Source organism: Photorhabdus machadonis (assembly GCF_052657765.1).
In genome coordinates, this window is the sequence record NZ_CP199761.1 from 945,916 (window position 1) to 965,423 (window position 19,508).

The 19,508-nt window shown below is 44.9% G+C and carries 20 protein-coding genes and 1 tRNA gene; 8 read left to right on the forward strand and 13 right to left on the reverse strand.

The window, feature by feature from the left end; all coding sequences use genetic code 11:
• Window positions 1–18: 18 nt before the first annotated feature.
• Window positions 19–231, reverse strand: coding sequence for a hypothetical protein (locus tag ACUN2T_RS04560; RefSeq protein WP_445496443.1), 213 nt, complete (start codon window positions 229–231; stop codon window positions 19–21).
• Here ACUN2T_RS04560 and dinQ point away from each other — a divergent pair.
• Window positions 224–295 carry a damage-inducible type I toxin DinQ gene (gene dinQ / locus ACUN2T_RS04565; protein ID WP_369293964.1) on the forward strand — a complete coding sequence of 24 codons (72 nt, stop codon included), beginning with the start codon at window positions 224–226 and terminating at the stop codon, window positions 293–295. The genes ACUN2T_RS04560 and dinQ overlap by 8 nt on opposite strands.
• A gap of 481 nt (window positions 296–776) precedes the next feature.
• Here the strand turns inward: dinQ and ACUN2T_RS04570 are convergent, their stop codons facing one another.
• Both ACUN2T_RS04570 and ACUN2T_RS04575 read right to left on the reverse strand, forming a co-directional pair.
• The gene (locus tag ACUN2T_RS04570) at window positions 777–1,046 is read right to left on the reverse strand and encodes a helix-turn-helix domain-containing protein (RefSeq protein ID WP_323840890.1); all 270 of its coding nucleotides are present in this window, start codon (window positions 1,044–1,046) and stop codon (window positions 777–779) included.
• Between the two features lie 30 nt (window positions 1,047–1,076).
• Complete coding sequence (locus ACUN2T_RS04575) at window positions 1,077–1,202, reverse strand: hypothetical protein (protein ID WP_323837047.1); 126 nt, start codon at window positions 1,200–1,202, stop codon at window positions 1,077–1,079.
• A 58-nt stretch (window positions 1,203–1,260) separates the two neighbouring features.
• On the opposite strand from ACUN2T_RS04575, the gene ACUN2T_RS04580 reads away from it, so the two are divergent.
• On the forward strand, window positions 1,261–1,557 hold the full coding sequence (locus ACUN2T_RS04580) for a hypothetical protein (protein ID WP_445496444.1): 297 nt from the start codon (window positions 1,261–1,263) through the stop codon (window positions 1,555–1,557).
• 147 nt (window positions 1,558–1,704) lie between these two features.
• Here the strand turns inward: ACUN2T_RS04580 and ACUN2T_RS04585 are convergent, their stop codons facing one another.
• The 5 genes from ACUN2T_RS04585 to rpsU all read right to left on the reverse strand — a co-directional run bounded on the left by ACUN2T_RS04585 (window position 1,705) and on the right by rpsU (window position 6,723).
• Window positions 1,705–2,001, reverse strand: coding sequence for a helix-turn-helix domain-containing protein (locus ACUN2T_RS04585; protein WP_445496445.1), 297 nt, complete (start codon window positions 1,999–2,001; stop codon window positions 1,705–1,707).
• 210 nt (window positions 2,002–2,211) lie between these two features.
• Window positions 2,212–2,288, reverse strand: a tRNA-Ile gene (locus ACUN2T_RS04590).
• A gap of 331 nt (window positions 2,289–2,619) precedes the next feature.
• Window positions 2,620–4,470, reverse strand: a complete 1,851-nt coding sequence (gene rpoD / locus ACUN2T_RS04595) for an RNA polymerase sigma factor RpoD (protein WP_445496446.1) — start codon at window positions 4,468–4,470, stop codon at window positions 2,620–2,622.
• 170 nt (window positions 4,471–4,640) lie between these two features.
• Window positions 4,641–6,386, reverse strand: a complete 1,746-nt coding sequence (gene dnaG / locus ACUN2T_RS04600) for a DNA primase (RefSeq protein WP_445496447.1) — start codon at window positions 6,384–6,386, stop codon at window positions 4,641–4,643.
• 121 nt (window positions 6,387–6,507) lie between these two features.
• Window positions 6,508–6,723: a 30S ribosomal protein S21 gene (rpsU, locus tag ACUN2T_RS04605; RefSeq protein ID WP_001144069.1), complete on the reverse strand. Its 216-nt coding sequence runs from the start codon at window positions 6,721–6,723 to the stop codon at window positions 6,508–6,510.
• A gap of 307 nt (window positions 6,724–7,030) precedes the next feature.
• Between rpsU and tsaD the strand changes: the two genes are divergently transcribed.
• Window positions 7,031–8,044, forward strand: a complete 1,014-nt coding sequence (gene tsaD, locus ACUN2T_RS04610; protein ID WP_445496448.1) for a tRNA (adenosine(37)-N6)-threonylcarbamoyltransferase complex transferase subunit TsaD — start codon at window positions 7,031–7,033, stop codon at window positions 8,042–8,044.
• A 70-nt stretch (window positions 8,045–8,114) separates the two neighbouring features.
• On the opposite strand, the gene plsY is transcribed toward tsaD, so the two are convergent.
• The gene (plsY, locus tag ACUN2T_RS04615) at window positions 8,115–8,765 is read right to left on the reverse strand and encodes a glycerol-3-phosphate 1-O-acyltransferase PlsY (protein ID WP_445496449.1); all 651 of its coding nucleotides are present in this window, start codon (window positions 8,763–8,765) and stop codon (window positions 8,115–8,117) included.
• Between the two features lie 106 nt (window positions 8,766–8,871).
• Between plsY and folB the strand changes: the two genes are divergently transcribed.
• Window positions 8,872–9,222: a bifunctional dihydroneopterin aldolase/7,8-dihydroneopterin epimerase gene (gene folB, locus ACUN2T_RS04620; protein ID WP_445497802.1), complete on the forward strand. Its 351-nt coding sequence runs from the start codon at window positions 8,872–8,874 to the stop codon at window positions 9,220–9,222.
• A 180-nt stretch (window positions 9,223–9,402) separates the two neighbouring features.
• On the forward strand, window positions 9,403–10,221 hold the full coding sequence (bacA, locus tag ACUN2T_RS04625; RefSeq protein ID WP_445496450.1) for an undecaprenyl-diphosphate phosphatase: 819 nt from the start codon (window positions 9,403–9,405) through the stop codon (window positions 10,219–10,221).
• A gap of 93 nt (window positions 10,222–10,314) precedes the next feature.
• Here bacA and ACUN2T_RS04630 read toward each other — a convergent pair whose 3' ends face one another.
• Window positions 10,315–11,541, reverse strand: a complete 1,227-nt coding sequence (locus ACUN2T_RS04630; RefSeq protein WP_445496451.1) for a multifunctional CCA addition/repair protein — start codon at window positions 11,539–11,541, stop codon at window positions 10,315–10,317.
• 14 nt (window positions 11,542–11,555) lie between these two features.
• Window positions 11,556–12,176, reverse strand: a complete 621-nt coding sequence (locus tag ACUN2T_RS04635) for a TIGR04211 family SH3 domain-containing protein (protein WP_445496453.1) — start codon at window positions 12,174–12,176, stop codon at window positions 11,556–11,558.
• 269 nt (window positions 12,177–12,445) lie between these two features.
• Between ACUN2T_RS04635 and ACUN2T_RS04640 the strand changes: the two genes are divergently transcribed.
• The 3 genes from ACUN2T_RS04640 (at window position 12,446) to hldE (ending at window position 17,765) form a co-directional block, all read left to right on the forward strand.
• Complete coding sequence (locus tag ACUN2T_RS04640) at window positions 12,446–13,396, forward strand: CYTH domain-containing protein (protein ID WP_445496454.1); 951 nt, start codon at window positions 12,446–12,448, stop codon at window positions 13,394–13,396.
• A gap of 16 nt (window positions 13,397–13,412) precedes the next feature.
• Window positions 13,413–16,256 (forward strand): bifunctional [glutamate--ammonia ligase]-adenylyl-L-tyrosine phosphorylase/[glutamate--ammonia-ligase] adenylyltransferase, encoded by a 2,844-nt coding sequence (glnE, locus tag ACUN2T_RS04645; protein ID WP_445496455.1) that lies wholly within the window; start codon window positions 13,413–13,415, stop codon window positions 16,254–16,256.
• Window positions 16,257–16,340: 84 nt separating this feature from the next.
• Window positions 16,341–17,765, forward strand: a complete 1,425-nt coding sequence (gene hldE, locus ACUN2T_RS04650; RefSeq protein ID WP_445496456.1) for a bifunctional D-glycero-beta-D-manno-heptose-7-phosphate kinase/D-glycero-beta-D-manno-heptose 1-phosphate adenylyltransferase HldE — start codon at window positions 16,341–16,343, stop codon at window positions 17,763–17,765.
• 412 nt (window positions 17,766–18,177) lie between these two features.
• Here hldE and ACUN2T_RS04655 read toward each other — a convergent pair whose 3' ends face one another.
• Both ACUN2T_RS04655 and ACUN2T_RS04660 read right to left on the reverse strand, forming a co-directional pair.
• Window positions 18,178–18,321 carry a hypothetical protein gene (locus tag ACUN2T_RS04655; RefSeq protein ID WP_445498002.1) on the reverse strand — a complete coding sequence of 48 codons (144 nt, stop codon included), beginning with the start codon at window positions 18,319–18,321 and terminating at the stop codon, window positions 18,178–18,180.
• Between the two features lie 36 nt (window positions 18,322–18,357).
• Entirely contained in the window at window positions 18,358–19,503 is a 1,146-nt protein-coding gene (locus ACUN2T_RS04660) for a DUF3396 domain-containing protein (protein WP_445497803.1), read from the reverse strand.
• Window positions 19,504–19,508: the final 5 nt, after the last annotated feature.

Here is a 19,508-nt window from a genome sequence, read left to right on the forward strand (position 1 = left end):
ACCTATAATCAACGGCTGTTAGTTTGGGGTAGCGTTCTGGCCTGTGTATCTCTGACGCAAGTTTTCGTAAGTCCTGGCTGAGTACAGGTGGTGCTGATTCAGTGCCTCGGTCAGAGCGCGATATTCTCCTGCTAACACAGATGAGGGCCAGCCGGACAGGCAGCGTAAAGGCAATGGCTGGTTAAGTTGTGCTCCTAACGGGAGCAAACGGGTGAAAGCATTTATTGACACTGCTATCATCGTTCTCAAAGCGTTAATCGCGCTTTTAGAGCTGATCCGTGCATTTCTGAAATAGATAACGGAAACGTAGCTAAGGCCATCGGGGTAACCTCCCGGTGGCCTTTAACATTTACCGCCTTTGATCAAGCAAACCACTCTTGTTTAAGTCGCCCAATATACTGATCTAAAAGTTAAATTTGGTCATCCCGACTGGACTTGAACCTGTGTTCAAGCGGTTATTGCTTCGGTAGTATGGGAGAATAGCCAACAGATTAGTGTCGTTTACCGCGAGTCATACACATAATCACATTGGGACGCCTTTTTAAATGCGGTATCAATCAACGCTACGGGTTCGTGTTCTGATGATCTGAAACACATTATTGATTAATTATCTCGCCCGCAAAATATGCGGGCTGTTTTACATCTTCATAGAGCTATGAATACAATTCTGATATTAAAGAATGGGCAGTGAGTGTAATAAAAAACTGATAATTCAGCGTGTTATATTAGCTTGGTGATTTAAAAGTTGTCGTTACTTTTTCGGATATAGAAATAATTTATGTGATATCAGAATTGTTTGGTAAATCATTTCGGACGGTTCGTCTGATAGGCTGCTTATTTTCGTCGAAATACCGACTGGGCCATATTTCAGCAGGGGTGACACCAATTTCCTGAGCAATCAATAATTCCCCTTTAGGCCAGGGGCGCGTTAAAGCATTTGCTAATGTTGAAGAGCTTAAACCGTGCTCTCTGGATAATGATGCCAGCGTTTTATTCTTCTTACGTATCGCAGCGATAATATCGGCGGTATGCCAGTCTTTTTTCATATTCCTGCTTCCCTCTTTGGTGGTGGCGGTTCAAACAGGGTTCGCAGTACCGGAGAGTAACCATTCCGGCGAGGCATAGCCTCCCCTGCCTGAACCACCATAGAAGCGATAGCAGGCACACTGGTAAGAAAACAACCTTACCAGTGGGTTACTCATTCAAGGCTGCGACCCCCTGACCATCGGATTTTGCCGATGGCAGTGCTACTTTAACCGATTGTATTATCTGACTCAAGAATCAAATAAACACCTTGGTGACGGTTTGTCTTGCTGCGCTTATGACGAAATAAATGAACTTATGGCGAAAACGGCACTACACCGCACCCGCCTGCACGTTTTGGATCAAAAAATTTTTTCAGTTTTAAAATCCTACAAGGCAAACTGCCAAACCGCGCCAATACTGGTGGAGTGGGAGAAATCACAAACTGAAATGATTGAAAAGATTTTCAGGAAATTTCAGTTTTTGGATCAAAAGAGGATCACGGAAAAATCCCAATGCATTGATATTAAATGAAAATTGTATTTTACGTGAAAAATAAGCTCACAAAGAAAAGCCGTGCTTTATCATAGAAATCAGATAGAGCGCGGCTTTACAGGATATACAGAACTGAAATTGTTTTCTCCTTTTGCATTATGACAAGGAAGAAAGTGAAAGTATTAGTTAACGTACTTTTAATTCATTAATAAGCGTAAGGCTACGTTCAAGCATCTTAAGTAGTTTCAGTGATGAACCAGAAGGAATGCGGCGGTGTTGTTCCCAGCTTTGAATTAGAGACGCAGAAACGCCAATAACTTCGGCGAATTTACTTTGTTTTAAACCAAAGGTTTCACGTAAGTTTTTTACATCAGGCAGGCGATGGTAATGGATATTTTCATCAGGAACAGAAAGTCCGCCTTTTTCAATGGCTACCATCTGATTCATGCTTTCAACCAGATCGTTAAAAAGTTTTTTGTCCATAGTCTCTCTGTTGTATGAACATTATCACATATCTACACGGTGTTGATTACTGTAATTTGCGCCCAGAAATTGAAGCTGGCTAGTGTGTTTTCATCTAGGCAATGGCTTTATGAAAAAATCTCTGTCGCCATTTTGTCGCCACTGACTACCAGAAACAAAAAAGCCACTCTTGTTTGAGTGGCCTAATGTACTGATTTAACAGCTAAAATCTGGTGGCCCCTACTGGACTTGAACCAGTGACCAAGCGATTATGAGTCGCCTGCTCTAACCAACTGAGCTAAGGGGCCGTTGGATGGGAAGGATTATACGTACAGTTTTGCTCGCGGTCTAGCTTTGTAAACTCGTATGATCACTTTGTATACAAAATTAAGTTTTTATTAAGTAGTAGAAGGGGATAGCGGTATATATTGGTCGTTTTTATGGCTTATTTAACGTTTTTATAAATCATTGGATTAGTTTTTAATAAGATCTTTGGTATTATCGAGTCATATTATTATCTTGGTGATCAATATATTTTTATATGTGATTATATTAATACTAATCATCTCTCTTTATAAAAAAACAAAAGCGTCCGCCGAAGCAGACGCTTTTCAGTTAGCATGACTTGAAAATTACTGATTATTCATCAAGGAAGCTACGCAGCACTTCAGAACGGCTTGGGTGACGCAGTTTACGTAATGCTTTCGCTTCGATCTGGCGGATACGTTCACGGGTGACATCGAACTGTTTACCGACTTCTTCCAGTGTATGGTCAGTATTCATATCGATACCGAAACGCATGCGCAGCACTTTTGCCTCACGGGCGGTCAGGCCAGCCAGAACATCGTGGGTTGCTGAACGCAGGCTTTCTGAAGTTGCAGAATCCAGCGGCAGTTCCAGCGTTGTATCTTCAATAAAATCACCTAAATGTGAATCTTCATCATCACCAATCGGGGTTTCCATTGAGATAGGTTCTTTGGCGATTTTCAGTACCTTACGGATTTTATCTTCCGGCATTAACATCCGTTCTGCCAGTTCTTCCGGTGTTGGTTCACGTCCCATTTCCTGCAACATCTGACGGGAAATACGATTGAGTTTGTTGATTGTCTCAATCATATGAACGGGAATACGAATGGTACGAGCCTGGTCGGCAATTGAACGTGTAATTGCCTGACGTATCCACCATGTAGCGTAAGTTGAGAACTTATAACCACGACGATATTCAAATTTATCAACCGCTTTCATCAGACCGATATTACCTTCTTGGATCAGATCCAAGAATTGCAGACCACGGTTGGTATATTTTTTGGCGATTGAAATAACCAAACGTAAGTTGGCTTCAACCATCTCTTTTTTCGCACGGCGGGCTTTTGCTTCACCGATGGACATCCGACGGTTGATATCTTTCACTTGTTCAATGGTTAAACCGGTTTCTTCTTCAATCTGACGAAGTCTGTTCAGACTACGTTGTATTTCTTCTTCAACTTCAAGTAATTTTTCAGACCACGGCTTGTTCATTGCTTTTGCAGCGGTGAACCAAATGTCACTGGTTTCATTACCGGAGAACAGAGTGATGAAGTTCTTCTTCGGCATTTTGCACTGCTCAACACACATTTTCATGATTTGACGTTCTTGAAGACGAACGCGATCCATCATAGAACGCATGTTGCTGACCAGATAGTCAAACTGTTTTGGCACCAGACGGAACTGTTTGAAAACTTCTGAGAGCATTAAGATTTCGGCAGCCGTATTTGGATGGTCACGGCCATTTTTCTTAATTTCCTGACGGGTGATCTCATATTGTTCTTGCAGTTCTTGGAATTTCTGGCGAGCTAATTCCGGATCGATGCTGTTGTCATCATCACTATCGCTATCTTCGTCACTGTCTTCATTTTCATCGTCTTCATCATCATCAAGTTCTTCCTGTGGGAGCTCAGAACCAACGTGAGTGGCGGTAGGCGCGAGGTCTTCTTCTGCGTTCGGGTCAACAAAACCGGTAATAAGATCTGACAGGCGGGCTTCACCTGCTTCGACCCGATTATACTGTTCCAGTAAATAGGTGATTGCCTCAGGGTATTCAGCAACAGAGCACTGTACCTGATTGATGCCATCTTCAATGCGTTTAGCAATGTCAATTTCACCTTCCCGGGTCAATAATTCAACAGTACCCATTTCACGCATGTACATACGTACCGGGTCGGTGGTACGACCGATTTCAGATTCAACGCTAGACAGAACTTGCGCAGCAGCTTCCACAGCGTCTTCATCTGTGTCGTTAGTGGTTTCTGCTAGCATCAGATCATCGGCATCAGGTGCTTCTTCCATTACCTGAATGCCCATGTCATTGATCATCTGGATGATATCTTCGATCTGATCGGAATCGACGATATCTTCCGGCAGATGGTCATTGACCTCAGCATAGGTCAGATAGCCTTGCTCCTTACCACGGGTGACAAGTAGCTTTAGCTGTGACTGCGGGTTTTGCTCCATAAGACGGTATCCACACTTCAGAGTATTTGGGTTGGTGTCGGTCGGCGAAACTAATCTGCCAACAATAACTTTTAGGGGCGTTTTCGTTGTATTGCCGCTGCCCACTTATAGCGGCAAAATGTAGGGTTGCTTCCCTACCTAATGCGGCACTTAAGCCGTGAATTCAGTATTTACTTTCTGGCACGCGATTCATTAATCAAGCGAACTTCTTCGCGCTCTTCCGGTGTCAGGCCTTCGGTTCTTGCTCTGGCGATAAGAATATCTAAACGTTCTTCCAACGCTGAATCAACGAGATGATCCAACGCGTCACGAAATGTATTTTCTGCTATTTCTTCTATTTGTATATCGTTCCATGCAGCTAATTTTTCAAGTTGTTTACTAAATTTATTGTCACGATATTGTTCTAGCAACTGTCCAGTTGTCAGCCCTGGCTGAGTAAGACAAACCTCTACAAGCTCCATAAACAATGGCAAGCCTGCAATTTTGGCCTGCATAATTCCCTGTAGTGGGGGAACTAAAGCGGCTAAGTGTGGGTTTTGTATCAACAGTCCTATAAGTATACGCATAGTTGTCGGTTTTAGCTGCGGCATCTGATAATTATTCCCACTTTCCAGACGCTGCGGTAATAAACGTTCCAACTGTACTGCATCGGGAATACCTAACATATTGCCAAGTTCTTGCCTCATATAGAGACGCAGAGTTTCTCCCGGGATCTGGTTAATCAATGGTACAGAAAGTGAACTGAGTTTTGTTTTTCCTTCAGGATTACTCAAGTCAACTTGTGGCAGTAACGATTCAAACAGAAATTCAGACAACGTGTGAGATTGTTCCATTCTTTGTTCAAATGCTTCACGGCCTTCTTTACGAACTAGTGAATCAGGATCTTCGCCATCAGGCAAAAACATAAAACGTAACTGCCTACCATCATTAAGATAAGGCAGTGCTGTTTCCAATGCTCGCCATGCTGCGTCACGCCCCGCTCTGTCGCCATCGTAACAACAGATAATGTTGTCAGTAGCACGGAAAAGTAACTGAATATGTTCCGATGTCGTCGAAGTACCTAACGAGGCAACGGCATAATCAATACCAAACTGTGCCAGAGCTACCACATCCATATAACCTTCAACCACTAATAACCGTGAAAGGTCATTGTGATTTTGTTGTGCTTCATAGAGGCCGTATAGCTGGCGGCTTTTATGGAAAATGTCAGTTTCTGGTGAGTTGAGATATTTTGGGAGTGCGTCTCCCAGAACTCTTCCACCAAATGCAATCACACGCCCCCTGCGGTCACGGATTGGAAACATGACTCGTTCACGGAAACGGTCGTAAGTACGGCCATTATCATTTGATACCAGCATACCGGCGTCATTTAACTGTTGACGATCTTCCGTACTGCGGGCAAACCGTTTCAACGCGTTATCCCAGCCAGCGGGAGCGAAGCCAATTGAGAAACGGTGGATAATCTCTTCACTAAGTCCACGTTGAGCCAGATATTGCCGGGCTTGTTGTGCAGCGGAGCTACTCAGTGAATTCTGATAGAAGCTGTTGAGCTTATCCATCAGCTGATAAAGATTTTGTCTTTGGTGGCGTTCTATCTGACTGCTGCCGGAACCTGCTTCATAAGGGACTTCCTGCCCATGCATAGCGGCCAATTCTTCAATAGATTCGACAAACTCAAGTCTATCGTAATTCATCAGAAAATCGATAGCGTTGCCGTGAGCGCCACAACCAAAGCAATGATAAAACTGCTTATCGCCATTAACAGTAAACGAAGGCGTCTTTTCATTATGAAACGGACAGCACGCGTGGTGATTTTTACCCTGTTTTTTAAGTGGCACACGAACATCGATCAGGTCGATAATATCGGTACGAGCTAATAAATCATTGATAAATGCGCGCGGAATTCGTCCAGCCATAAGCCCTTTTTACGCCTGTTGATGAACGACAATAAGCCGCGCTCCCTTTCGGAAAGCACGGCCTTTATCTGCAACTACTGTTGTCTGCAAATTCAATCACTATGCGGATCAACCGCAAGGATTAGTACAGACGAGTGCGGCGTGCGTTTTCACGAGCCAGCTTTTTAGCGTGACGTTTTACAGCAGAAGCTTTAGCGCGTTTACGTTCAGTCGTTGGTTTTTCATAGAATTCACGACGGCGAACTTCTGCTAACACACCTGCTTTTTCACAGGAACGCTTAAAGCGACGCAGTGCTACGTCGAATGGCTCGTTTTCACGTACTTTAATTACCGGCATGTGCCTCTCACCTCAATAGAAATCGGTCTTGCTGGCGTGGGATGCCAGCCATCTTAAAATGGTGCGGAATTTTACTTCAATGAACATGGCTTTGTAAAGCGCCGCAGCAAATTGAAACAACAACATTACTATGGTGACTTGCAGCGAAATTTGCCAGTCAGTTCCGTAAATATTGATGATAACCACACAGGGATTTTACGTAGGGTGCTGATTATAGACTAAACAGTAAAAATAGTCAGCATGTAAACCGCGCAAATTATCTTATTAATGATAAACTGACTCTCTTCTGTGGAATATAGGTAGTGTAATGCGAGTTTTAGGTATAGAAACGTCTTGCGATGAAACCGGAATCGCAATTTATGACGATCAAGCTGGTTTATTAGCAAATCAATTATACAGTCAGATTAAATTGCATGCTGATTACGGCGGTGTTGTGCCTGAACTGGCTTCACGTGACCATATCCGCAAAACGGTTCCCTTGATTCAGGCTGCTTTGAAAGAGGCGAGATTAACCCGTAAAGATATTGATGCAGTGGCTTATACTGCGGGTCCTGGTCTGGTTGGCGCATTATTGGTGGGGGCGACTATTGGCCGTTCTCTGGCATTTGCCTGGGATGTTCCTGCGATACCTGTTCATCATATGGAAGGGCATTTATTGGCTCCGATGCTGGAAGATAATAGCCCTGAATTCCCGTTTGTGGCTTTGCTTGTGTCCGGTGGTCATACTCAGCTTATTAGCGTAACCGGTATTGGTGAATATGAGTTACTTGGTGAATCGATAGATGACGCCGCTGGTGAAGCATTTGATAAAACAGCTAAATTACTGGGTCTGGATTATCCGGGAGGTCCGTTGCTCTCCAATATGGCTCAGAAAGGAGAAACCGGGCGTTTTGTGTTTCCTCGTCCGATGACAGATCGCCCTGGGCTGGATTTCAGTTTCTCGGGACTGAAAACGTTTGCATCTAATACGATTCGCAGTAACAGTGATGATGAGCAGACCAGAGCGGATATTGCCCGCGCTTTTGAAGATGCGGTTGTTGATACATTAGCGATTAAATGTAAAAGGGCGCTTGAGCAGACCGGGTGCAAGCGGTTGGTAATGGCAGGCGGCGTCAGCGCCAACTTCACGTTACGTACCAGAATGAAAGAGGTCATGGCAAAATTGGACGGCGAAGTATTTTATGCACGTCCTGAATTCTGTACAGATAACGGCGCTATGATTGCGCTTGCCGGTATGATCCGCCTGAAAGGCGGAGTCAGTGACTCTCTTGGCGTGACGGTTAAAGCCCGCTGGCCCCTGTCTGAATTACCTGCATTATAAATCTTTATATAGTGAAAATAATAAAACCAGTCACTCAAATCAGTAACTGGTTTTTCATTTGGCGATGTTGTTAATCTTCTTTTTCTTGCTCTGCCTGAATTTTTTCTTTTTCAGTCATCTCTTTTTTCTTTTTGAGCTTGTTCCAGATACGACTTTCCTGGCCGCGCCACAGGCGCTGGATATTATCATGGTGACGGAGCAATACCAGACAGCAGAGCATGGCAACTGGAAAAGTAAATTCAGGTTTAAACCACCAGACATAGAAAGGTGCTATCAAGGCGCTGACAATTGCGCCTAGAGAAGAATAACCACTCAGTAATACTGTCAACAGCCAGGTGCCTGTCATCAAACCCATCAGATCCCAGCCAATTGCGGCAATAGCACCAAAAGCAGTTGCTACTCCCTTACCGCCTTTAAAATGGAAAAAGATCGGATAAATATGGCCGAGACAAGCAGCTATTGCCGTAATTCCCAGATAGAAAGGGGGAACATTAAGCTGATAAGCCAGCCAGACTGGGACCATACCTTTCAGAACATCACAAATCAGTACCACTGCCGCAGTACTGCGACCACCAATCCGTAATACATTTGTCGCGCCTGGGTTACCTGAGCCATGCTGGCGGGGATCCGGCAATCCAGCCAGACGACAGATAAGTATTGCGCTGGAAATTGAACCGCAAAGATACGCGAAGATAATCATGCCAAGCGCGATAGCACTCATAATGTCTCTCCAATAATAATGGTCGTTTTCTTAGCCTAGTCATGGATAATACGCATATTTAGTCGGAAGTGGTATCCGACAAGTTGAAAAATAGGAAAGCGACGTGATGGATATCGTATTTATTGAGGAATTAGCTGTCATCACCACCATTGGTGTTTACGACTGGGAACAGACCATTAAACAGAAGTTAGTGTTCGATATCGAAATGGGATGGGATAATAAACGCGCATCTTCCAGTGATAGTGTCGAATATTGCCTGGATTACGCCGAAGTTAGCGAAGCGATTATCAACCACGTAGGAAATCAGAATTTTGCTCTGGTTGAAAGAGTCGCAGAAGAGGTGGCTGATCTGCTATTAAACCGCTTTAATTCGCCGTGGGTACGGATAAAAGTCAGTAAGCCGGGGGCGGTGGCACAGGCTCGTCAGGTCGGTGTTATTATTGAGAGAAAAAAATAATCCGATCAGCAGTGAATTCAATTGTCATATTATTGTCATTATTCTTGCATAGGCTGGCATGCATCATTGGCAGGTGTGATAATTTTATGTCAATTGATTAATGGTAATGGAAAAATGGTAGCTGGATTCATCTGTGCTACCTGTTTTGGCGATTTGTTTAATGGAGTGCGATCTCTCTATATGACTGACCTTTCTACCTTGTTTCATGCATTTATTCTTGGTGTTGTTGAAGGGCTGACCGAGTTTCTTCCTGTTTCCTCAACTGGTCATATGATCATTGTGGGTCATTTGCTGGGGTTTACCGGCGATAAAGCTGAAACATTTGAAGTTATCATCCAGCTTGGATCGATTCTTGCCGTGGTAGTGGTATTTTGGCGTCGTTTGCTTGGATTAATTGGTATTCACTTTGGTGAAGTTCCTCACGAAGGTAAAACCAACGGCAAGCTGAAACTGAGCCACATTCTTTTGGCGATGTTACCTGCGGTGACGCTTGGACTGCTGTTCCACGATACGATTAAATCGCTGTTTAACCCACAGAGCGTTATGTACGCCTTGATTATTGGCGGCATGTTACTGATTACCGCAGAAATTCTGAAACCTAAAACACCGAGAGCAGAAGGGCTGGATGATATTACTTATCGTCAGGCTTTTATGATTGGTTGCTTCCAGTGTCTGGCATTGTGGCCGGGATTCTCCCGTTCAGGCGCGACAATTTCGGGTGGAATGCTGATGGGGGTGAACCGTTATACCGCATCAGAGTTCTCGTTTATTCTGGCTGTACCGATGATGATGGGGGCGAGCGGGCTGGATTTATATAAGAGCCTGCATTTTTTGACTGCTTCTGATATCCCAATGTTTGCTGTCGGTTTTATTACTGCATTTATTGTCGCATTAATCGCAATTAAAACCTTCCTGGCATTGATTAAGCGTATGTCTTTCATCCCATTTGCTATCTACCGCTTTATTGTCGCCGCCGCTGTTTACTGGGTATTTATGTAGTGAACGATTCCCCTGATATCGATTTAATTCAGATATCATCCAACGTTTGATATCAGGGGATGCACAGAATATTTGATCTTTCAGACCACAGTATTAATCTTGTTGTTGCTTCCATTCAGTCAACGTTTGCTGACGCTGGCGTCGCAACTCATCACCAATATCTGCACCACGCAAGCCGCTGTCTACAATACTTTTCACCTGGACCTGGCTGGCAACCTTAAATGCCTGTCGCAGATAATGACCTTGTGGATAGGGGGTATCTTCAAAACCGGTACGACCCCGCGCATCGGCTTCACTGATGATAATCAACTGATCTATTCGCTGAGGTTTACGCCACACATCAACAGCATCAAACAATTTAAGTAATGTTTTTGGTCGCAATTGATCGACGGTATGCACTAAATCATGATATTGAGCGGCCAGTTTTGCCAAATCACGGGCAGAATTAGGCACACGCAGACGTTGGCATAATTGATCGACTAACTTAACGCCTGCCGGACCATGCCCATAATGATGAGGCCACTGTTCTGGCGGTGTCAGTCCTTTGCCAAGATCATGGCATAGGGCAGCAAAACGGCTATCTATTTCGTCTGTCAGATCAGCGGCAACTTTCAGCACCATCAATGTGTGAATACCGGTATCAATCTCAGGATGCCACTTCTCCGGTGCGGGAACGCCAAACAGATTATCAATTTCAGGAAACAGTAGCACTAATGCACCACAATCACGTAAAACCTGAAAAAAAACTTGCGGTGAATGGGTGGAAAGGGCTTTTTCTGTCTCTTTCCAGACACGCTCCGGTATGAGCGCTGATAACTCTCCGTTAGTTGCCATTTTTGACATTAACGTTAATGTTTCTGGTGCGATGGTAAATCCCAAATGGGCGAAACGGGCGGCAAAACGGGCTACTCGTAATACTCTCAGTGGATCTTCAGAGAAAGCATCGGAAACATGGCGCAAAATACGATTATTTAAGTCATCAACCCCACGGTACGGATCGACAAGTTCGCCTTCGGATGTTTGAGCAATTGCGTTAATGGTCAGATCACGGCGCAGCAAATCATCTTCCAGTGTGACATCCGGCGCGGCGTAACAGGTAAAACCCGTATATCCCGGACCGGATTTTCTCTCAGTGCGTGCCAGCGCATACTCTTCATGGTTTTTGGGATGCAGGAATACCGGGAAATCTCTGCCAACCTTTTGATATCCTTGAGACAATAGTGCTTCCGGTGTCCCGCCAACAACAACCCAATCCCGTTCTTTCACAGGAAAATTGAGTAGGCGGTCGCGTACTGCACCGCCGACCAGATAGATTCTCACCTGAATATTCCTTATCAACTCATCCAACGGTCATTACGCTTACGACGCGGAACCATATGTGGCAGTAACAGCCCTAAAATTAAACCAGCACCTGCAACACCACCGCCGTACATAAACCATTGCAGAATGATATTGCGTTGTTTGTCATCAAGTTGCAGATTCGCCGCATCAAGTTTTTTCTCTGCCACAATCAGTTTATTTTTCAAATGCTCATTTTCTTTTTTCAGCCCTGCAATAATGTCACTGCTGTTTGAAACGTTTTGTTGCATGTCGGCAGTGCGTTGATGCCAGCTATTGTCTATATTGGCTAACTTATTCGTCAGTATTTTGACTTCTTGCTCCATTTCCGGGAGGCGGGTACGTAAGCTCGGCTTATCACTGAGCTGGTTAACGGGCAGCCAGACAATACGGCCTTTATCATCTTTCACCTGAGCGTAATTACTGTCCCGGTTGATGCTTATCAATGTGACTTCATCCCCGGCATTCAGTGTGCCGGAAATGCGATATTTGCTACCGGGTCCAGCGTGCGTGTAGGTAGATAGTTCATCAGATACGTAGCGTTTTTCTTCCGCGTGGGTAGTAAGCGAAAAGCTTAGGCTCAATAGCGCCGTAAGAAGTAAAGGTAATTTTCGCATTGTGATTTCAACTATTCTTTATCTATGGTGAGTTTAGAATTTGATAGTAAAGAGTTAAGTTTGCTAGAGCAAACAGTAAACCAAAATAGGAACTATCTTATATGGGCACGAATACAGTATTTACGGGTTGTTTGTTTAACAGAACGTTTTTTGTCAATTACTATCATAACTTTCAGAAAAGAGAAAATTTTAATTTTTTCACGCAGTCGTAGAAAAAAGAGAAATCGGGGTAAGATGATGACCAAAAATTGCCATCAATGGTGCAGATAATGAGTGTAGAAATTGAATTAAAACTTATTGCCAGACCGCTGGCTATTCCTGTAATTCGTCAGCAATTATTGTTATTTCCTCATCACTACGTTGCTCCTCAGAAACTGACCAATATCTATTTTGAAACAGAGGATAACCAACTGCGCGGTCTTGATATGGGGTTGCGTATCCGTGGTTTTGACGATCAATATGAGATGACCATCAAAACGGCTGGTGAAGTGATCGGCGGGCTGCATCAGCGACCGGAATATAATGTGCCATTGTTAAAGCCGGAACTGGCGTTGACGCTGTTTCCACCTCATATCTGGCCTGAAAACTGTGATGTGGAAGTGTTGCAATCCCGTTTAAATGCGTTATTCAGCACTGATTTTATGCGAGAGAAGTGGGTGGTGACTTACGGGAAAAGTGAGATTGAAGTTGTGCTCGATCGGGGAGAAATCATCGCGGCAGGTCGCAAAGAACCCATTTGTGAATTTGAATTGGAGCTGAAACAAGGAACTGTAGCGGATATATTAGCGTTGGCTATTGAGTTAGCAAAATCAGACGGCTTGCGTCAAGGAAATAAAAGCAAAGCTGCCCGTGGTTATCAGTTAGCCCAAGGAAAAACAAAGGCAGTTTTACCTTCAATTCCGGTAGAAATTGACATGCAGCAGCCATTATCTTCTGTACTTTCGTCAATATTAACTTACTGGCAGGAGCAGGAAGAGCGTTGGCTGGCAGGTTTGTCAGAAAGTCGGGATGGTGTGCAGCAAGTATTGAGGTTAGTTCAGCAAGCGCTTGAATGTTGCAATGAACTGGCAGGCTGGACGGAACCGTTGGATGAGCAATTAGCGGCGATCAACCAGGAATTATCAGTAGCGGAAACCGTGGCTGAAACGCTGTGTTACAGCTCGTGCTATTTGCAATGTAAGTTAGCACTGACTATGTGGTTAGTTCATTTCTCTGCTTGAATAACAGGAATTCTCTATGTTGCCACTTTCAACCCCGCTTTTGGCTCAGTTACCGAGTGTGACTAAGCATTTTCAGGCACTGGCTTTGTGTGTTGACGTTTTTGCTCCTCATGAGCAGGCGGTGTTATCACTGAGTGATTTTGTTGCTGAAAACCTTAAAATTCACCCTGAATGGTTAGCCGAAATCCGCCAGAATCCACCGCAAGCGCGGGAGTGGCATCAATACGCCGAATGGCTGCAACAGGTACTTTCATCAGCAGAGGATGAAAATACCCTGATGCGGGTTTTACGTCAGTTCCGTAACAAAATTCTGGTCAGAATCGCCTGGTCACAGGTGCTGCACAGCAGTACGACTCAGGAGACGTTGCAACAGCTCAGTATGTTGGCTGAAACGCTGATTATTGCTGCTCGCGACGGGTTGTATCCGCGTTGTTGTCAAGATTGGGGAACCCCTTGTAATGAGCAGGGCGAACCACAACCCTTGTTAATTCTGGGAATGGGGAAACTGGGTGGTGGCGAGTTGAATTTCTCTTCCGATATTGATCTGATTTTTGCCTATCCTGAAAACGGTATTACTCGCGGTGGCCGCCGTGAAATGGATAACGCTCAGTTTTTTACCCGCCTGGGGCAGCGTCTTATCAAAGTGCTTGATCAACAAACGGTGGACGGCTTTGTTTATCGGGTTGATATGCGTTTGCGCCCATTTGGTGACAGTGGGCCACTGGTATTCAGTTTTGCCGCATTGGAGGATTATTATCAGGAACAGGGTCGTGATTGGGAGCGTTATGCGATGGTTAAAGCGCGAATTATGGGCGCTGGCAGCGAATCGTATTGTGAAGAATTACGCCGGATGTTAAGGCCGTTTATCTTCCGCCGTTATATTGATTTCAGTGTGATTCAGTCCCTGAGAAACATGAAAGGGATGATTGAACGTGAAGTTCGTCGCCGTAGTTTGAAAGACAATATCAAATTGGGTGCGGGAGGTATCCGTGAAATTGAATTTATCACTCAAGTATTCCAGCTTATTCGTGGTGGACGTGAATTGTGTCTGCAATCTCAGGCTCTGTTGCCAACGCTTCAAGTAATAGAAAAACTGGAACTTTTACCGTCATCACAAGTAGAACAACTTGTTGACAGCTACCTCTTTTTGCGGCGGCTGGAAAATCTTTTACAGTCAATTGACGATCAGCAAACTCAGACGTTGCCGGAAGATGAGCTGAACCGTTCACGGTTGACGTGGGGAATGGGATTTGAACGTTGGGATGAGTTGATGATTGCATTGAATAGCAAGATGGGTGCTGTTCGGGTTATTTTCACGCAATTAATTGGTGATGACAGTGATAATAATGAAGAAGAAGCGGGTCATGTGCCATTTAAGAGCTTATGGCTGGAAAATCTCGAAAAAGAAGAGTTAATCATACTGGCTCCACATCTGGATGAATCGGTTGCACAGCAGATATTACATGTCATTGCTATATTCCGTCAGGATGTGGGAAAAAGAACCCTTGGCCCTCGTGGACGTGATGTACTTGATCACCTGATGCCACGTTTGTTGGCAAAAGTCTGTTTGCGACAAGATACCAATACAGTGCTGGCGCGGGTTATTCCGTTGTTGTTGAGCATTGTCAGCCGTACAACTTATCTGGAACTGATGTTGGAATCGGAAGCGGTACTGACGCACGTTATCCGGCTGTGTGCCGCTTCACCGATGATTGCCACTCAGCTTGCTCGTCACCCTTTGTTGCTGGATGAATTGCTTGATCCCCAATTTCTATATAAACCCCTGCCTCTGAATGCCTATAAAGATGAGCTGCGGCAATATTTGTTGCGAATACCGGAAGATGATGAAGAGCAGCAATTAGAGGCTCTTCGCCAGTTTAAACAGGCGCAATTACTGAGGATTGCGGCGGCGGATATCACTGGGGTGTTGCCGGTGATGAAAGTGAGTGATCATCTCACTTATTTGGCAGAGGCAATTATTGAGGCGGTGGTTCAACAGGCGTGGGGACAAATGGCAAAACGTTATGGTATTCCATCACATCTGAATCAGCGGCAAGGGTTGGGATTTGCCGTGATTGGTTATGGCAAACTGGGGGGATGGGAACTGGGTTACGGCTCCGATCTTGATTTGGTTTTCCTGTTAGATTGCCCGATGGATGTCATGACTGAGGGTGATCGGTCGATTGATGCCCGGCAATTTTATTTGCGTCTTGCCCAACGCATTATGCACCTGTTCAGTGCCCGAACTTCCTTTGGTGTGTTGTATGACGTAGATGTTCGCCTGCGACCGTCGGGCGAATCAGGAATGTTGGTCAGTACCATCGGAGCGTTTGCTGATTATCAGCAGAATGAGGCGTGGACTTGGGAACATCAGGCATTGGTACGCGCCCGAATGGTATTTGGTGATGAAAATTTGCATCAGGATTTTGACCGGATACGCCATCAGACACTCTGCACGGGACGAGAACCCGCTTTATTACGTCAGCAAGTCAGGGAAATGCGAGAGAAGATGCATAAACATTTAGGCAGCGTTCATTCAGATCAATTTGATATTAAAGTTGATCCGGGCGGGATCACGGATATCGAATTTATTGCTCAGTATCTGGTACTGCGTTACGCCCCTGAAAATGAACGCTTGACGCGCTGGTCGGATAATGTGCGGATTTTTGAGTTAATGGCGGCTTATGGAATTATGGATGAAGATGAAGCGGCTGCATTGACTCAGGCTTATGTCTCCATGCGTGATGAATTGCATCATTTAGCGTTACAGGCGTTTTCCAGCCGGGTATCAGCCAATTGTTTCAAAAAGCAGCAGGAGCGGGTAGGTCATAGCTGGCAGCAGTGGTTGGGTGAACAATAACGGGTTATAGCGGTTTGGTGCATGGATTTTACTGGCTTATGATAATATTTGGTCCCAGTTGATATCTGATATTTGGAGCAAAGGATGAAAGTGACACTCCCGGATTTTCACCGTGCAGAAGTTTTAGTTGTCGGTGATGTAATGTTAGACCGCTATTGGTATGGACCAACCAGCCGGATTTCACCGGAAGCACCGGTGCCTGTCGTTAAAGTCAATACCATCGAAGAACGTCCGGGAGGGGCGGCCAACGTTGCTATGAATATTGCTGCCCTTGGGGCGAATTCACATTTAGTTGGTTTAACAGGGATTGATGACGCGGCGCGTGCGTTGGATGAAAAACTGAGTAGTTTTAAAGTGCGCTGTAATTTTGTTGTTGTGCCGACGCATCCGACAATTACCAAACTGCGGATACTTTCCCGTAACCAGCAATTAATCCGCCTGGATTTTGAAGAAGGTTTTGATAACGTCGATGCGCAACCAATACTTGAGCGCATTGAACAGGCGTTACCTCACATCGGCGCGCTGATTTTATCTGACTACGCCAAAGGCGCATTAAGCCAGGTTCAGAAGATGATCAAACTGGCAAACGATGCTAACGTGCCGGTGTTAATCGATCCGAAAGGGAGTGATTTTGAGCGCTATCGTGGAGCAACGTTGCTAACGCCGAATCTGTCTGAATTTGAAGCGGTGGTAGGCCACTGCAAAGATAACGACGAACTGGTTGAAAAGGGCACTAAACTGATTAACGACTTGGATCTTCAGGCATTACTGATCACCCGTTCTGAACAGGGGATGAGTTTGCTGAGTGTTGATCATCCACCACTGCATTTACCAACACTGGCGCAGGAAGTGTTTGATGTTACTGGTGCCGGCGATACGGTGATTGGTGTGCTGGCAACGGCGATTGCGGCTGGAAAGCCACTGAATGAAGCCTGTTTCCTGGCGAATGCCGCCGCGGGTGTTGTGGTTGGCAAATTGGGGACTTCAACGATTTCGCCGGTTGAATTGGAGAATGCTGTTCGTGGCCGTGCTGAAACGGGGTTCGGTGTTATGAACGAATTTCAGCTTAAACAGGCAGTGGCTCATGCTCGCCAGCGTGGCGAAAAGATTGTGATGACCAATGGTTGTTTCGACATTTTGCATGCCGGTCATGTCTCTTATCTGGAGAATGCCCGAAAATTGGGTGATCGGTTGATTGTCGCCGTTAACAGTGATGCATCAACTAAGCGGTTGAAAGGTGAAACTCGTCCTGTCAATCCACTGGAACAACGAATGATAGTGCTATCGGCGCTGGGGGCTGTGGATTGGGTTGTTCCGTTTGAAGAAGATACGCCCCGCCGTTTGATTGCAGATGTTCTGCCGGATGTATTGGTGAAAGGTGGAGACTATAAGCCTGAAGAGATTGCCGGTAGTGAAGAAGTTTGGGCGGCGGGTGGTGAAGTCAAAGTGCTGAACTTTGAAGATGGTATTTCAACAACCAATATCATTAAAGCGATTAAAAAACAGTGAATAATGCTTTATAAAACAGAGCTTGCTGGGAAATAAGGTACTGGCAGGGGGATGCCGATTGGAGTGAAGAATTAGCGATACTCCAACGGCATGGTTTTGTGAACAGGGACAGTAAAATTTTTCAGAAAGGGAGTTAATTGCATTTAATCGAAAATCATTAACCATTAAAAGAGAGTTGAAAAAAATTTCACGTAAAAGGATATTATCCGAACAGATAGGTATTTAAATGCTTTCTCGCTGGTTATTTTATGAAGAAAACCTTAAAAATAATACAATAAAAAAGGAATAAAACAGTTAATGCGGCAGGATTTAAATCCTGAAAAAGGAGGTGATTATCGGAAAAACAGAAAGGGACATTTTTATATCATCAGGTTATTTATTGGTTGATTTATGAAGACAAAATCAAGATGTATTATTTTTTCTCCCGGGTGTAGCCCTGTTTAAAAAATAGGGTAATTGAGAGACCCAGGCGGGAAACAGTCAGTTCATCGCCATTGATAAAAAGAAAAGAGGTCAGTTGGGATTTTAACTGGGAAAAGTAATCTACAGTTCCCATATTCTCTCCGTTCATGATGAGGTAATGGATAATCCGTTATTCCCACATATTTTTTCCTTCCCGTATCAGGTGCCAGATCGTTGTGCCCGTTTCCGCGCCCTGAATATCAAAAGCCATCGCGCCCTGCGCAAAGAAATACTGCTTGTCAGGGATGCTGTCGGTTCGCCAGAATCCACTGACTAGCGCAGGATTGCCGCCTCTCAGCGGGGTCACATGCAGAGGTCCACGGTCATAACGGGCATACCAGGCCAGCGTGGAAATATCATCAAAATGACCCTCGCCATAGAAGTGCAGAGAATGGCCTTCACGAGGGATCACCCGTATCGGGCGTATCAGCTGGTTAATGGCAAAATAACTCTCCGGCACGCTGCCCGGTAGCGGTGTCAAGTCTGGGTATTTGCCTGCGCGGATTATCAGACCATCGCGGTAAGAGCTAATCACCACATCTGTGTAGCGGGCCAGCATTGTACGTATCCAGTGTTCCCCACCCAATTGTCCTACAAAACGTTTGGACAGCAGGGTGATCCAATTAATACCGCGGATGGAATGTTCATACTGTAATACCGCAGTATGAACCGCCGAGTTCACTTGCAAGGAAGGGTAACGTTGCGCTAGCTGGTACTCTAAGGGGAAATAGTCATGGTAATCTCTGGGGATGACCAGGCTGTAGCCACAATCTCCACTGTCCGGTTCGAGTTGTTCGCACAGAAACTCCAGCCAGGCCATAAATTTGGTCATGCCGTCTTGCTCTTTCAGATAATCCCAAGGAAGTGTCAGGCTTAGGTAAGAGCTACTGTCATCACCATCAATTTCTCGGGAATCCAGGTAACGCATCAGATAATGAGGGGCTTCATAAATATTTTTAGCGTCACTGACTACCCAACTAGAAAGCTGGTTTTTTTTCCGATTAAGAATACCTTCTTCGACTTTGGCAATATTTTCTGGGGAATATTTTTTTAATCCCTTCAGTGAATGACGATGAAAACGCAGGTGGGTACCAAACTCTTCGCGAAAACGGCGATAGCAGGCCAGAATGCATTGCTTTTTCTCTTGAGTGTAGCCCTGTTTAAAAAACAGGGTTATCGAGAGACCCAGACGGGACACAGTCAGTCCATCGCCATTGATAAAAAGAAAAGAGGTCAGTTGGGATTTCAATTGGGCAAAGTAATCATTAGTATCCATCATTT